The 14,543-nt window shown below is 73.5% G+C and carries 9 protein-coding genes; 7 read left to right on the top strand and 2 right to left on the bottom strand.

Features of this window, described 5'->3' with window-relative positions; genetic code table 11:
* Nucleotides 1-60 precede the first annotated feature (60 nt).
* From ACFXB5_RS47415 to glgB, 6 genes are all read left to right on the top strand, one after another.
* A complete protein-coding gene (locus ACFXB5_RS47415) occupies nt 61-804 on the top strand; it encodes a helix-turn-helix transcriptional regulator (RefSeq protein ID WP_385220613.1) in 744 nt (247 codons plus the stop codon).
* 68 nt (nt 805-872) lie between these two features.
* Nucleotides 873-2,105 carry a S8 family peptidase gene (locus ACFXB5_RS47410; RefSeq protein WP_385220610.1) on the top strand — a complete coding sequence of 411 codons (1,233 nt, stop codon included), beginning with the start codon at nt 873-875 and terminating at the stop codon, nt 2,103-2,105.
* 279 nt (nt 2,106-2,384) lie between these two features.
* Nucleotides 2,385-4,379: an alpha-1,4-glucan--maltose-1-phosphate maltosyltransferase gene (locus ACFXB5_RS47405; protein ID WP_385220607.1), complete on the top strand. Its 1,995-nt coding sequence runs from the start codon at nt 2,385-2,387 to the stop codon at nt 4,377-4,379.
* On the top strand, nt 4,376-6,112 hold the full coding sequence (gene treS / locus ACFXB5_RS47400; RefSeq protein WP_385220604.1) for a maltose alpha-D-glucosyltransferase: 1,737 nt from the start codon (nt 4,376-4,378) through the stop codon (nt 6,110-6,112). The genes ACFXB5_RS47405 and treS overlap by 4 nt, the downstream gene beginning before the upstream one ends.
* A 482-nt stretch (nt 6,113-6,594) precedes the next feature.
* Nucleotides 6,595-8,127, top strand: coding sequence for a phosphotransferase (locus tag ACFXB5_RS47395; protein ID WP_385220602.1), 1,533 nt, complete (start codon nt 6,595-6,597; stop codon nt 8,125-8,127).
* A gap of 390 nt (nt 8,128-8,517) precedes the next feature.
* A complete protein-coding gene (glgB, locus tag ACFXB5_RS47390) occupies nt 8,518-10,728 on the top strand; it encodes a 1,4-alpha-glucan branching enzyme (protein ID WP_385220616.1) in 2,211 nt (736 codons plus the stop codon).
* Nucleotides 10,729-10,794: 66 nt separating this feature from the next.
* Here the strand turns inward: glgB and ACFXB5_RS47385 are convergent, their stop codons facing one another.
* A complete protein-coding gene (locus ACFXB5_RS47385) occupies nt 10,795-12,699 on the bottom strand; it encodes an ATP-binding protein (RefSeq protein WP_385220599.1) in 1,905 nt (634 codons plus the stop codon).
* Nucleotides 12,696-13,988: a BTAD domain-containing putative transcriptional regulator gene (locus tag ACFXB5_RS47380; protein WP_385220596.1), complete on the bottom strand. Its 1,293-nt coding sequence runs from the start codon at nt 13,986-13,988 to the stop codon at nt 12,696-12,698. The genes ACFXB5_RS47385 and ACFXB5_RS47380 overlap by 4 nt, the downstream gene beginning before the upstream one ends.
* Before the next feature lie 279 nt (nt 13,989-14,267).
* Here ACFXB5_RS47380 and ACFXB5_RS47375 point away from each other — a divergent pair, with 279 nt between their 5' ends.
* A complete protein-coding gene (locus tag ACFXB5_RS47375) occupies nt 14,268-14,462 on the top strand; it encodes a hypothetical protein (protein ID WP_020868332.1) in 195 nt (64 codons plus the stop codon).
* The last annotated feature ends 81 nt before the right edge of the window (nt 14,463-14,543 follow it).

Below are 14,543 nucleotides of genomic sequence, written 5' to 3'. Positions count from 1 at the left end.
CGGCCCGCCGCGGCGGCGCTCGCCCCCCCCCCCCCCCGCGGGGGGGGGGGGGCCCGCGATGTGGGGCCCCCGCTGGCCGGGGTGAGCGCGGCGTACTACACCCGGCTGGAGCAGGGCCAGTCCACCGGCGCCTCGGACGGAGTGCTGGACGCGCTCGCCCGCGCGCTGCGGCTGAGCCAGGACGAGCGGGCGCACCTTGGCAACCTGGCCCGTCCGCCGCGCGCCGGGCGCCGCCCCGCGCGGCGCGCCGAGTCCGCGCGCCCGGCGACCCGGCGGCTGCTCGCCGCGATGGACGGCGTACCGGCCGTGGTCCTCGGTCTGCGCTTCGACGTCCTGGCGTGGAATCCGCTGGGGCACGCCCTGATCGCCGGGCATCTGCCCGCCGACGCGCCCGAGCGCCCCGACGGCCGGCCCAACACCCAGCGGATACTGTTCCTCGATCCGCACACCCGGGAGCTGTATCCGGACTGGGAGGGCGAGGCGCGGCGCGCGGTCTCCTCGCTGCGGGTGGTGGCCGGGGCGCACCCCGACGACCGGCGGCTCGCGGAGCTGGTCGGCGAACTGGCCATGAAGAGCGGGGAGTTCGCGGCGCTGTGGTCGCGCCACCCGGTGCGCCGGTGCGCCTTCGGCACCAAGTCCTTCCACCACCCGCTGGTGGGGCCGCTGGAGCTGGACTTCGAGATGACCCGGCTGCCGGACTCGGGGGGCCAGGCGCTGCTGATGTACGGGGCGGAGCCGGGGTCGCCGTCGGGGGCGGCGCTGCGGCTGCTGTCGAGGGAGACCGTCGCGTTCTACGCCCCCTGATGCGCCCTTGTCGGGATCTTTCATCCCACGCGACCCTAGCGCCGTCGAGTTGGGGAGGGGATCGTTCCATGGCATGCGCATCCGCGGGCCCCCGTCGGAGGGTGGCGGCACCGGCCGCCGTCGTCGCGGTGGTCCTGGTGGTCTTGTCGCCCGCTCAGACCGTTCCCGCGCAGGGGGTCCAGGCCACGGGCGGGGCGGGGACCCACGGCTATATCGTCGCCCTGAAGCGGGGCCCGGGAGCGCCCGTGGCGGCGTCCGGGGCGGGCCGGGCGCTGATCGAGCGGTACGGGGCGCGGGTGCGGCGGGTCTACCGCACCGCGCTCAACGGCTATGCGGTACGGGCGAACGCGGCGCAGGCCGGGCGGCTGGCGGCCGATCCGCGCATCGCCTCGGTGACCCGGGACGAGCGGGTGTCCCTGCGCTGGTCCCGAGCGCGGTTACCGGCCCCGCCGCGCGGCCGGGCGCGGCCGCCGTGGGGTCTGGACCGGATCGACCAGCCGGACCGGCGGCTGGACGGGGCGTACACCGCGCCCCGCGGCGGCGGGCGCGGCACCACGATCTATGTGATCGACTCCGGGGTCCGCACCTCCCATGAGGACTTCGGCGGCCGGGCCCGCTCCGGCTGGGACTTCGTGGACGACGATCCGGTGGCCGAGGATGGCAACGGCCATGGCACCCATGTGGCCGCCACCGCGGCGGGCACCCGCTACGGGGTGGCGAAGGAGGCCGCGATCGTGGCCGTCCGGGTGCTGGACGACCGGGGCGAGGGCACCATCGCGCAGGTGCTGGCCGGAATGGACTGGGTGCTGCGACACGCCAGGCGGCCCGCGGTGGTCAATTTGAGTCTGGGCTCGGCGTCCGCCACCCCGCTGCCCGAATGGGACGCGGCGGTGCGGGCGGGGATCGCCGCCGGTCTGGTCTTCACCGTGGCGGCGGGCAACCAGGACGGGCCCGCGGCCTCGTTCTCGCCGGGCCGGGTGCCGGGGGCGCTCACGGTGGGCTCGACCGACCGCGCGGACCGGCGTTCGGGCTTCTCCAACTGGGGCCCGGGAGTTGACCTGTTCGCGCCCGGCGACCGGATCGTCTCGGCGTCGAACGCGAGCGATACGGCGGCCAGGATGCTGTCGGGCACTTCGATGGCGGCCCCGCATGTCGCGGGCGCCGCCGCGCTGTATCTCGCCGGCCATCGCTTCGCGACTCCGGCCCGGGTGGGGGCCGCGCTGACGGCCGGGGCGAGCAAGGGCCGGGTGCGCGGCGCGGGTCCGGGTTCGCCGAACCGTCTGCTGCGGGTGGCCAACTGACGTAACAACAGAACGCGTCGAGTGGACGGCCCCGCCTACGGGCGGGGCCGTTTCATGTACCCGGCGTTACGAACCGGTAGTTAACGGGAACCCGGATTGTCTCCCCATTCCGCAGGGGAAGGCTTTCCACGCGCGCCCCCCATGGCCGACCTCATCCGCCCACCAGAGTGAACGCGGACAGGAGCTGTCATGCCCGCAACCCAACGCCCGGCGGCAAAACCGATACAAAGGACAAAAGCCGCCCCCGCGTCTCCATCCGCACTGCCGTCAGGTGATCCTATGATCGGTCGCATTCCCATTCTGGATATCCGCCCGCTGATCGACTGCGGCCGCCGCCCCGCCAAGGCGGTGGTGGACGAGACCTTCGAGGTCAGTGCCACCGTGTTCCGGGAGGGTCATGACGCGGTCAACGCCAATGTGGTCCTCCGGGATCCGTCCGGCCGCTCCGGCCCCTGGACCCCGATGCGTGAACTCGCCCCCGGCACCGACCGCTGGGGCGCCGAGGTCACCCCCGGCGCGCCCGGCCGCTGGACGTACACGGTCGAGGCGTGGAGCGATCCGATCGCCACCTGGCGCCATCACGCCCGCATCAAGATCCCGGCCGGGATCGACACCGATCTCGTCCTCGAGGAGGGGGCCCGGCTGCATGAGCGGGCCGCGGCCGGAGTGCCCAAGAACGACGGCCGGGAGGCGGTGCTGGCGGCCGTCGACGGACTGCGCGACGAGCGCCGCCCGGTGGCCGACCGGCTCGCCGCCGCCCTCGCGCCCGATGTGACCGACGCCCTCGACCGCCACCCGCTGCGGGAGTTGGTCACCTCCTCGCGCCCCATGCCGCTCCAGGTGGACCGGGAGCGCGCGCTGTTCGGCTCCTGGTACGAGCTCTTCCCGCGCTCGGAGGGCGCCAAGGTGACCGAGGGGCGGCGGCCGGTCAGCGGCACCCTGCGCACCGCCGCCGAGCGGCTGCCCGCGATCGCCGCCGCGGGCTTCGACGTGGTCTATCTGCCGCCGATCCACCCCATCGGCACCGCCTTCCGCAAGGGCCCCAACAACACGCTCTCCGCGGGCCCCTTCGACGTGGGCTCGCCCTGGGCCATCGGCTCGGCCGACGGCGGCCATGACGCGATCCATCCCGACCTCGGCACCATCGAGGACTTCGACCACTTCGTGGCGCGCGCCCGGGAGCTGCGCATGGAGGTCGCGCTGGACTTCGCGCTCCAGTGCTCCCCGGACCACCCCTGGGTCTCCCAGCACCCCGAGTGGTTCCACCAGCGCGCCGACGGCACCATCGCGTACGCCGAGAACCCGCCCAAGAAGTACCAGGACATCTATCCCCTCGCCTTCGACCGGGACTTCCACGGCCTGGTCCGGGAGACCGAGCGGGTGCTGCGCTTCTGGATGGCGCACGGGGTGCGGATCTTCCGGGTGGACAATCCGCACACCAAGCCGGTGATCTTCTGGGAGAAGGTGCTCGGCGACATCCACCGCTCCGCCCCCGATGTCCTCTTCCTCTCCGAGGCGTTCACCCGCCCGGCGATGCTGAACGCCCTCGGCGCGGTCGGCTTCCACCAGTCGTACACCTACTTCACCTGGCGGAACACCAAGCAGGAGCTCACCGACTACCTCACCGAGCTGTCCGGGGACGCGGCCGCCTGGATGCGGCCCAACTTCTTCGTCAACACCCCCGACATCCTGCACGCCTACCTCCAGGAGGGCGGCCGTCCCGCGTTCGAGGTGCGGGCCGTGCTCGCCGCCACCCTCTCCCCCGCCTGGGGCGTCTACGCGGGCTACGAGCTGTGCGAGAGCACCCCGGTACGGCAGGGCGGCGAGGAGTACCTGGACTCGGAGAAGTACCAGCTGCGGCCGCGCGACTGGGCGGCGGCCGAGCGCGAGGGAAGAACGATCACCCCGCTGCTCACCCGGCTGAACCGGGTGCGCCGCCGCCATCCCGCCCTGCGCCGGCTGCGCAACCTCAGATTCCACCACGCCGACAACGATTCCGTCATCGTCTACTCCAAGCGCGCGGGCGACTCGTGTGTGGTCACGGTCGTCAACCTCGACCCTCACCACACCCAGGAGGCGACGGTCTCGTTGAACATGCCGGAACTCGGCCTCGAGTGGCATGAGTCCGTCCCGGTGCGCGACGAGCTCACCGGCGAGACCTATCACTGGGGCAGGGACAACTATGTGCGCCTGGAGCCGGGGCGGGATATGGCTCCGGCGCATGTGCTCTCCCTGCGACCGTCCTCACCGATCGGAGGGTCACCCACAACATGATCGTCAACGAGCCCGTACCGGACACATTCGAGGACACGCCCGCGGGCGACCGCGATCCCGACTGGTTCAAGCGCGCGGTCTTCTACGAGGTCCTGGTCCGCTCCTTCCAGGACAGCAACGGCGACGGCGTCGGCGACCTCAAGGGCCTGACGGCCAAGCTGGACTATCTGCAGTGGCTGGGCGTGGACTGCCTGTGGCTGCCGCCGTTCTTCGCCTCACCGCTGCGCGACGGCGGCTACGACGTCTCGGACTACACCGCCGTGCTGCCTGAGTTCGGGGATCTCGCGGACTTCGTGGAGTTCGTCGACGCCGCTCATCAGCGCGGGATGCGCGTGATCATTGACTTTGTCATGAACCACACGAGTGATCAGCATCCGTGGTTCCAGGAGTCCCGCGGCGACCCGGACGGACCGTACGGCGACTACTACGTCTGGGCCGACGACGACAAGCAGTACCAGGACGCGCGGATCATCTTCGTCGACACCGAGACGTCCAACTGGACCTTTGATCCGGTACGTAAGCAGTACTACTGGCACCGCTTCTTCTCGCACCAGCCGGACCTCAACTTCGAGAACCCCGCCGTCCAGGAGGAGGTACTGGCCGCCCTGCGCTTCTGGCTGGACCTGGGCATCGACGGATTCCGGCTCGACGCCGTCCCATATCTGTATGCCGAGGAGGGCACCGACTGCGAGAACCTGCCCCGGACGCATGAGATGCTCAGACGCGTCCGGGCCGAGATCGACGCCCACTATCCGGACACCGTGCTGCTGGCCGAGGCCAATCAGTGGCCGGAGGACGTCGTCGACTACTTCGGCGACTTCTCGGCGGGCGGCGACGAATGCCATATGGCCTTCCACTTCCCGGTGATGCCGCGCATCTTCATGGCGGTGCGGCGCGAGTCCCGCTATCCGGTCTCGGAGATCCTCGCCAAGACCCCCGCCATCCCCTCCGGCTGTCAGTGGGGCATCTTCCTGCGCAACCACGACGAGCTGACGCTGGAGATGGTCACCGACGAAGAGCGCGACTACATGTACGCGGAGTACGCCAAGGATCCGAGAATGCGCGCCAACATCGGCATCCGCAGACGGCTGGCGCCCCTGCTGGACAACGACCGCAACCAGATCGAGCTGTTCACCGCGCTGCTGCTGTCCCTGCCCGGCTCGCCGATCCTCTACTACGGCGACGAGATCGGCATGGGCGACAACATCTGGCTCGGCGACCGCGACGCCGTGCGCACCCCCATGCAGTGGACCCCCGACCGGAACGCGGGCTTCTCCTCCTGCGATCCGGGGCGGCTGTTCCTGCCGACCATCATGGACCCGGTCTACGGCTATCAGGTCACCAATGTCGAGGCGGCCATGAGCAGCCCGTCCTCGCTGCTGCACTGGACCCGCCGGATGATCGAGATCCGCAAGCAGAACCCCGCCTTCGGGCTCGGCTCCTTCACCGAGCTGCCGTCCTCCAACCCGGCCGTCCTCGCGTTCCTGCGCGAGGCCCCGAGGACCAGGGACGGCGAGGACGACCTGGTGCTGTGCGTGAACAACTTCTCGCGCTTCGCCCAGCCCACCGAGCTGGACCTGCAGTCCTTCGCCGGCCGCCATCCGGTCGAGCTGATCGGCGGGGTCCGCTTCCCGGCCATCGGCGAGCTGCCGTATCTGCTCACCCTGGCCGGGCACGGCTTCTACTGGTTCCGGCTGCGACGCAGTGAGGTGATGGGGCACTGGGCCGACTGAGGCGCCCCGAAGGGGCGCGGGGCTGTGTCGATGTGCGGCTCCGCCGCGTGGGCGCGACCAGCCACGATGGCGCCGCAGACGGTCGAAGGCAGTTCGGGGCACAGGGGCTCCGTCCCGACCTCGGGGTCTGGGGCGGAGCCCCCACGCGGCGGAGCCGCACATCGACGCTGCGCGGGAAGGGGCGGGGAGGGGAACAGCCCGCCGCAGGCGCCAAGACCGCCGTGTGGTTTCGGCCAGCGCACGGCCCCCGCTCCGGGCATCGCCCCTCCGTACGCGTCCATCTCGGGCGCGTACGGGCGTTTTCGACCCCCCGTCATGGGCACTCTGTACTCACACCGTCACCGGCGGGCCCGATGGCGTTCACCGGGCTCGCCGTACGGACGATCCTCGCCCGACACGTCCCGCACCGTCGCACAGTCAATGCCGCAATCCGGGACACTTTGCCCTGATCTGTCGTGTGCCCGGGGAAAGGACGCGACGCCATGCCGGAAGCTCCGCTCTCCCGGGGGGCACATCACCCGCCGACCGCCGTACCGCGGGACCAGCCCCCACCGGCCGCGGCCCGCACCGCCGCGGCCGCGGGCCCGCCCGGGCTGCTCACCTCGCTCGCGCCACTGCTCGCCGAGTGGCTGCCCCGGCAGCGCTGGTTCGCGGGCAAGGGCCGTCCCGTCACCGGCTTCGCGCTGGTCTCCGCGACCGAGCTGCTGCCGTGGCGGGCGAGCGGCGGCACCCCCGGGCTGCTCCATCTGCTGATCCGCGCCCAGCAGCCGGAGCCGCCCGACCACCGGCACGGCTTCGGCTGCGGCCACCGGCGCGGGGCGGCGGCCAGCGACTGCTACCAGCTGCTGCTCGGGGCGCGCCCCGCCCTGCCGCCGCCGCTCGCCCCCGCGCTCATCGGCCGGCCCAGCGGCGGTCCGCTGGACGGGCAGACGGTGTACGAGGCGCTGGCCGACCCCCGGCTCACCACGCTGCTGCTGGAGCGGCTGCGGATGCCCGGACGGCTCGGCCCGCTGCGCTTCGTACGGGAGCCGTCCAGCGCGATCCCCTCCGCGCTCGCGCCCCGGGTGATGACCGCCGAGCAGTCCAACTCCTCGGTGGTTTACGGCGATACGTTTATTCTCAAGCTCTTCCGGCGGGTCAGCCCCGGCACCAACCCGGACCTGGAACTCCCCCTCGCGCTCGCCCGCACCGGCTGCGTCCGGGTGCCCGCGCCCGCCGCCTGGTTCGAGGCCGAGCCCCCGGCCGAGGGCGCCGGGCCACGGCCGGAGCCCTTCACGCTGGGGGTGCTCCAGCCCTTCCTGGCCGGTTCCCGGGACGGCTGGCAGCTGGCGCTGGACGCCCTGGCCACCGACGGCGACTTCACCGACGCCGCCCGCGCGCTGGGGCACGCCACCGCGGAGGTCCATCTGGCGATGGCCCGCGCGCTGCCCACCTCCGTGTTGCGCCGTCCGCAGATCGAGCACCTCGCCGCCGCGATGAGCGAGCGGCTCGACTCGGCCGCCGCCGCGGTGCCCGCCCTTCAGCCGTACCGCACCGCGCTGCACGGCGCGTACGAGGATCTGGCCGCGCTGGGGCGCGCGGGCCGCACCTGGGCGGCCCAGCGCATCCACGGCGATCTGCACCTGGGGCAGGCGCTGCTGACCGGGGACGGCGGCGGAGTGGGCGGGCGGTGGTCGCTCATCGACTTCGAGGGCGAGCCGTCCCGTCCGCTGGCGGAGCGGCGCCGCCCGCAGCCGCCGGTGCGCGACATCGCGGGCATGCTGCGGTCCTTCGACTACGCGGCGGCCGTGGGCTGCCATGAGCGCCCGCAGGAGTGGGCGGGCCGCACCCGCGCCGCGTACTGCGCGGGCTACGCGGAGGCGTCCGGCACCGATCCGCGCGACGAACCGGAGCTGCTGCGCGCCCATGAGACCGACAAGGCCGTCTACGAGGTGCTCTACGAGGCGCGGCACCGCCCCGACTGGCTGTCCGTCCCGATGACCGCGATCCACCGCCTGGCCGCCACCCGCGCCTGACACCGGCCCGGCCGGGGCGGTCCACCCCGGCCCGGCCTCCTTGCCCGCCGTTCCCTCCGACACCTCCGACACCTCCGAGACCCCCGGGAGGACCACCCCGTGACCGCACGACCGCCGTCCGGCCAGTACCCGTCCGACGAGGGACCGGGCCACGCGCCCGCCGCCACCGGCGCCACAACCGGCCCGGCGGTCCCGGCGACGTTCCGCTCCGGCCGCCCCCATCCGCCCGCGCACCCGAGCTCCGAGGCCCGGGTGTCCTACGGCTCACCGCCCGTGCCCCGGGCGCCGCGCGCGGGCGAGGAGCGGCAGGAGGAGGACGGCGGCGTGGGCGGGCCGTCGCGGGTCGCCGGGCGGCCCGTGGCCGGGGGTGGCGCGGGCCCCGACGACGTGGTGGAGGACGAGCGGGGGGTTCGGGCCGCGCCCGCGCCGGCGGACGAGGACCGGCGGCGGCTGTTGGCCGGGGCGCATCACGATCCGCACGCGGTGCTCGGCGCCCACCCGGTGCGCGGCGGGGTGCTGTTCCGGGCCCTGCGCCCGTACGCCCGGTCGGTGACCGTCGCCGCCGCCGGGCTGCGCGCGCGGCTGCGGGCCGAGGGGGACGGGCTGTTCTCCGGGGTGCTGCCGCTGCGGGAGATCCCGGACTACCGGCTGCTGGTGGCGTACGAGGACGCCGAGCTCGAGCTGTACGACCCGTACCGCTTCCTGCCCGCCATCGGCGAGCTCGATCTGCACCTCATCGGCGAGGGCCGCCACGAGCAGCTGTGGCGGGCGCTCGGCGCACGGCCGATGATCCACCAGGGCGTGGCCGGCACCCGCTTCACCGTATGGGCGCCCAATGCCCTCGGGGTGCGGCTGACCGGCGACTTCACCTACTGGGACGGCACCGCGCTGCCGATGCGCTCGCTCGGCGGCAGCGGGGTGTGGGAGCTGTTCCTGCCCGGCGTCGGCGAGGGCGCGCGCTACAAGTTCGAGATCACCCGGCCCGACGGCGGCCACTCCCTGCGCGCCGACCCGATGGCGCGGCGCACCGAGTGCCCGCCCGCCACCGCCTCGGTCGTCCACGCCTCGCACCACGACTGGGGCGATGACGCGTGGATGGCGCGGCGCGAGGGCGGGCGCGTCCATGAGCTGCCGTTCTCCGTCTACGAGGTGCATCTGCCGTCCTGGCGGCCGGGGCTGACCTACCGGCAGCTCGCCGAGCAGCTCCCCGCGTACGTCAAGGACCTGGGCTTCACCCACGTCGAACTGATGCCGGTGGCCGAGCACCCCTTCGGCGGCTCCTGGGGCTACCAGGTGACCGGCTTCTACGCGCCCACGGCCCGCCTCGGCACCCCCGACGACTTCAAGTACCTGGTGGACGCGCTGCACCGGGCGGGCATCGGGGTCATCGTGGACTGGGTGCCCGCGCACTTCCCGAAGGACGCCTGGGCGCTGGCGGAGTTCGACGGCCGTCCGCTGTACGAGCCCGCCGATCCGCTGCGGGCCGCGCACCCCGACTGGGGCACGCTGGAGTTCGACTACGGCCGTACGGAGGTGCGCAACTTCCTGGTGGCGAACGCGGTCTACTGGTGCGAGGAGTTCCATATCGACGGTCTGCGGGTGGACGCCGTCGCCTCCATGCTCTACCTCGACTACTCCCGCGAGCCCGGCCAGTGGACGCCCAACGCGCACGGCGGCCGGGAGAACCTGGACGCGGTCGCCTTCCTCCAGGAGATGAACGCGACCGTCTACCGCCGCTGCCCCGGCGTGGTCACCATCGCCGAGGAGTCCACCGCGTGGGACGGGGTCACCCGCGCCACCCACCATGTGGGCCCCAGCGGCTTCGGCGGCCTCGGCTTCGGGCTGAAGTGGAACATGGGGTGGATGCACGACTCGCTGGCCTACCTCGGGCACGAGCCGGTGCACCGCGCCTATCACCACCACGAGATGACGTTCTCGATGGTGTACGCGTACAGCGAGAACTATGTGCTGCCGATCTCGCACGACGAGGTGGTGCACGGCAAGCGGGCCCTGGTGTCGAAGATGCCCGGTGACTGGTGGCAGCAGCGCGCCACCCACCGCGCCTACCTCGGCTTCATGTGGGCCCACCCGGGCAAGCAACTGCTGTTCATGGGCCAGGAGTTCGCGCAGGGCGCCGAGTGGTCGGAGGCGCACGGCCCCGACTGGTGGCTGCTGGACCCGTCGTACTCCGCCGAGCCCGACCACCGTGGCGTCCGCGATCTGGTCCGCGACCTCAACCAGGTGTACACGGCCACGCCCGCGCTGTGGCAGCGGGACGCCGACCCCGAGGGCTTCTCCTGGATCGAGGGCGATGCCCGCGAGGACAACGTCTTCGCCTTCCTCCGCTACGACGCCGACGGCTCCCCGCTGCTGGCCATCAGCAACTTCTCCCCGGTGGTCCGGCATGAGTACCGCGTCGGGACGCCGGAGGCGGTGCCGGTGTGGCGCGAGGTGCTGAACACCGACGACCGGCGCTACGGCGGCGGTGGCGTGGTCAACGCCGAGCCGCTGAAGGCCGAGCCCACGGGGTGGCACGGCCGTCCGGCCTCCATCCTGCCGGTGCTGCCGCCACTGGGAACGATCTGGCTGCGGCCCGCCTGAGCCGAGACGGACGTACGCCCCGCTTCACGGCCTTGCCTCCCGTCAGCTTCACGGCCTTGCCTCCCGTCAGCCGTCGGACCCGCCCAGCCCGGTGAGGCCGTCCCGCACCCGGTGGGCGTCGGGGTGGCCGAGGGAGTCGAACCGGGTCAGGGCCCGCTGCCAGCTGCGGCGGGCCCCGGCCCGGTCCCCGGCGGCGAGCTGGGCGCTGCCGAGCCGGTGCAGCGACTCGGCCTCCCGGACCCGCTCGCCCCGGCCGCGCCGCAGGTCCACCGCGTGCCGGTAGCAGCTGATGGCCTGCTGGTGGTCGCCGACGTGCTGATGGGCGTAGCCGAGGCTGTCCCAGGCGGCGGACTCCCCGCGCCTGTCCCCCGCCTGCCGCAGCATGGTCAGCGCCTTCTCGCAGTGGACGAGGGTCTGCTGAAAGTCGCCCAGCATGGCGTACGCCCAGCCGACGTTGTTCAGCGCGTACGCCTCGCCGCTGCGGTGGCCCGCCGCCCGGTACAGCTTCAGGGCGCGCAGCGCGTGGTGCAGCCCCTCGTCGAGGCGCCCCTCCCGCTCGCTGGCCAGGTTGAGCGCGCCATGGGCCAGGGCCTGCCCGATGGCGTTGCCGGTCTCGCGGTGCAGGTTCAGGGCGCGCACCAGATGGCCGCGGGCCCGGTCGTAGCGCCCCATCCGCAGATCGGCGAGGCCCAGGGCATAGCAGGAGTGGGCCTGACCGGCGAGGTCGCGGATGCGGTGGGCCGAGCCCAGGGCGGTCCGGTGCACGGTGCGCTGGTCGTGCCAGTGGCCGCGCTGGTCCAGGAACTCCGTCAGCGACCAGGCCAGTTGCCAGGCATGGGTCTCGAATCCGGCCTCCGCGGCCTCCTGAAGGGCCGCCATCAGCGCCGGACAGGTGACGATGAACCAGAGCAGCGCCTGGCCGTGCCCCGCGAACTCGCCGACGCTGACGCCGGGCCGAACCGGTTCGACCGCGATCGGCTCCCGGTGCGGGGTGAAGGCCCTCCCGGCGGCCACGGCGGTGTGCAGATAGTGGTCGAGCATCCGGTGCAGCGCGGTGCGGCGCTCCTCCTGAGTGTCGTACGCCTGGGTGAGCTCCATGGCGTAGGCGCGCAGCAGATCGTGGAAGCCGTACTGCCCGGGGGTGCGCTCGGTGATCAGATGCGCCCGGGTCAGCTGGATCAGCAGCCGGCGGGCCTGCGGCACCGGGATCCCCACCAGGCTGGCGGCCGCGGGGGCCGCGATATCGGGGCCCGGGTGGACGCCCAGCAGCCGGAACAGCCGGGCGGCGTCGGCGCCCAGGGTGTGGTACGACCAGGAGAAGACGGCCCGGACGTCGGTGGTGGCGTCCCCGCCCTCGAACGCGTCGAGGCTGCCGCGGGCGTCGCGCAGCTCCCCGGCGAGCGCCTCCAGGCCGAAGCGGGGGTGGGTGGCGGCGCGGGCGGCCACGATGGCGAGCGCGAGCGGCAGCCCGGCGCACACCGTGATGACCTCCTCCACGGCCTCGGGCTCGGCGGCCACCCGCTCGGCGCCCACCCGGCTGATCAACAGTTCGCGCGCCTCGTCGCGGTCGAGCAGATCCAGCGGCAGCGGCTGGGCCTGCTCGGCGACGACCAGGCTGGTGAGCTCGTTACGGCTGGTCAGCACCACCAGACAGCCAGGGGAACCGGGCAGCAGGGGCCGCGCCTGCTCGGCGTCCCGGGCGTTGTCGAGCAGGATCAGCATCCGGCGGTCGGCCAGCAGGCTCCGGTACAGCGCGGTCTGCGCCTCGAGGGTCGCGGGGATCCGGTGGGCGGGCACCTGGAAGGCGTCCAGGAAGCCCCGTACGGCCTCGGCGACACTCATGGCCGAGTCGGTGGGGCCGAAGCCGCGCAGATTCACATAGAGCTGGCCGTCGGGGAACCGGTCGCGGACGCGGTGGGCCCAGTGCACCGCGAGGGTCGTCTTGCCGAGGCCGCCGCTGCCCGCGATCACGGTGATCCTCGCGGCCGTGGGCGCCCGTCCGCCGCCCCCGCCGTCACCCTCGCCCGTGCCCGTGCCCGTGCCCGTGCCCGCGGGCAGCAGGGCGTCCAGCCCGGCCAGTTCGCGCTCGCGGCCGGTGAAGTGGGCGACGTCGGAGGGGAGTTGCTGGGGTACGGCGGTGACGACGGTGATCTGGTCGGGGGCGGTGGCGGGCCTGCCCGTGGGCTCGGCGGCGGGGTCGGCGGCGAGCTCGGGGGCCTCCTCGGCGGGCGGGATGCCCTCCGGGGCGGGCGCGGCGGCCGGGGCGGATGCCGCGTCGGGCGGCGTGGGGGGGCGGGGGGGGGGGGCGGGGGGGCCGGGGGGGGCGGCGGGGGGGCCGGGGCGGGGGGGCCCGCGGGCGCGCCGGCCCCTGGCGGGTCGGGCGGCGTCGGCGGCTCGGGCGCGCTCCCGTACGCGCCGGACGGCCCGGAGGGATCCCCGGACCGGCTGTCCCGACCGTCCCGACCGTCCCGACCGTCCCGGCCATCGTGGCCGTCCCTGCCCTCCCGGCTGTCCTCGAGCGCCTGCCGGTGGAGCCGCTGCAGCTCGTCGCCGGGCTCGATGCCCAGCTCCTCGACATACCTCCGGCGGGTGGAGCGGAACAGCGCGAGGGCGTCGGCCCGTCTGCCACAGCGCCGTAGCGCCTCCATCAGCAGCGCCACCGAGCGTTCCCGCAGGGGGTGTTCGGCCACCAGGGCGGACAGCTCCGCGGCGGCCTCGTGGTGGCGTCCGGAGCGCAGATCGATCGCGGCGCACTCCTCGACCGCCGCACGCCGCTCCTCCTCCAGACCGGCGCCCAGGGTCTCGGGCAGCCAGCCGCCCGCGACATCCGCCAGCGCGGGCCCGCGCCACAACTGCAGCGCGGCGCGCAGCAGTTCCCCGGCCCGGGCCTCGGCGGCCACGGCGGCCTCGGGCTCCCCGGTGGCCCCGGCGTCCTTGGGAGCCTCCCGCGCGGCCCGCACCAGATCGCGGAACCGGTGCAGATCGACCTGCTCACGCGCGACGGTCAGGGAGTAGCCCTTCGCCGAAGTCGTCAACTCGGCCCCGGGCAGGGCGGACAGGATCCGCCGCAGCTTGGAAATCTGTACCTGTACGGCGTTTCGCGCGGACCCCGGCGGATCCTCGCCCCATACTGCCAACACCAGCCTGTCGACGGACACCACGCGGCCGGAGGCCATCAGCAGCATCGCCAGAACGGACCGCTGCTGTGCGGCGGTCGGCCCCTGCGGACGCTCGCTCTGCCATATTCCGACCGGTCCCAACAGGCGAAACTCGGTCCCATCCACACATTGCCCCCCGTTGGTACCAGAGATTTCACTGTGACCACTTGGAAGCCTACCCACGGGTTCGGGTCAGCGAGGCATCAGCGGTATATCAGCGGCTCGTAGCACCCTACGAGTGTTCGAGGGCCCCACGGGCACCAGAAGCTCTCCCCGGTCACCGCTGGCAGCGGCGGCCGGACCGGAGCTCTCCGGTCTCCGGGCCCTCTTCCGACGATGAACGGGGGACGGTATGGCAGTGAGGTGCCGAGGAGGCGGCTCATGACCACCGCAGGAGGAACACGGAGCACACCACGGATCGGCGAACTCGTCTACGACCTCGAACGCGAGGCCATGGGCCGGGTCGCCTACGTGGACACCGGCGGGAACATCGCCTGGGTCAAGCCACTGCGCGAGGGCCCCGAGTGGACGGCCCTCCCGGAACAGCTGCGCCGCGCGCCGGACGGCGAGCGGTAGGAGGTGTCCGGCGGGTCGTGACGCCTGCGGCGGGCCGCTCCCCTCCCCGCCCCTTCCCTCAGCTGGGGCTCCGCCCCAGAC

Source organism: Streptomyces sp. NPDC059455 (genome assembly GCF_042750115.1).
GTDB classification, from domain to species: Bacteria; Actinomycetota; Actinomycetes; order Streptomycetales; family Streptomycetaceae; genus Streptomyces; species Streptomyces endocoffeicus.
Note: the sequence above shows the minus strand (reverse complement) of the source record. Positions and strands in the feature narration are given on the sequence as shown.

Excerpts from the sequence above, each read along its gene's own strand:
- ACFXB5_RS47410 (WP_385220610.1), top strand. The coding sequence starts at position 873 with ATGGCATGCGCATCCGCGGGCCCCCGTCGGAGGGTGGCGGCACCGGCC.
- ACFXB5_RS47405 (WP_385220607.1), top strand. The coding sequence starts at position 2,385 with ATGATCGGTCGCATTCCCATTCTGGATATCCGCCCGCTGATCGACTGC.
- treS (WP_385220604.1), top strand. The coding sequence starts at position 4,376 with ATGATCGTCAACGAGCCCGTACCGGACACATTCGAGGACACGCCCGCG.
- ACFXB5_RS47395 (WP_385220602.1), top strand. The coding sequence starts at position 6,595 with ATGCCGGAAGCTCCGCTCTCCCGGGGGGCACATCACCCGCCGACCGCC.
- ACFXB5_RS47375 (WP_020868332.1), top strand. The coding sequence starts at position 14,268 with ATGACCACCGCAGGAGGAACACGGAGCACACCACGGATCGGCGAACTC.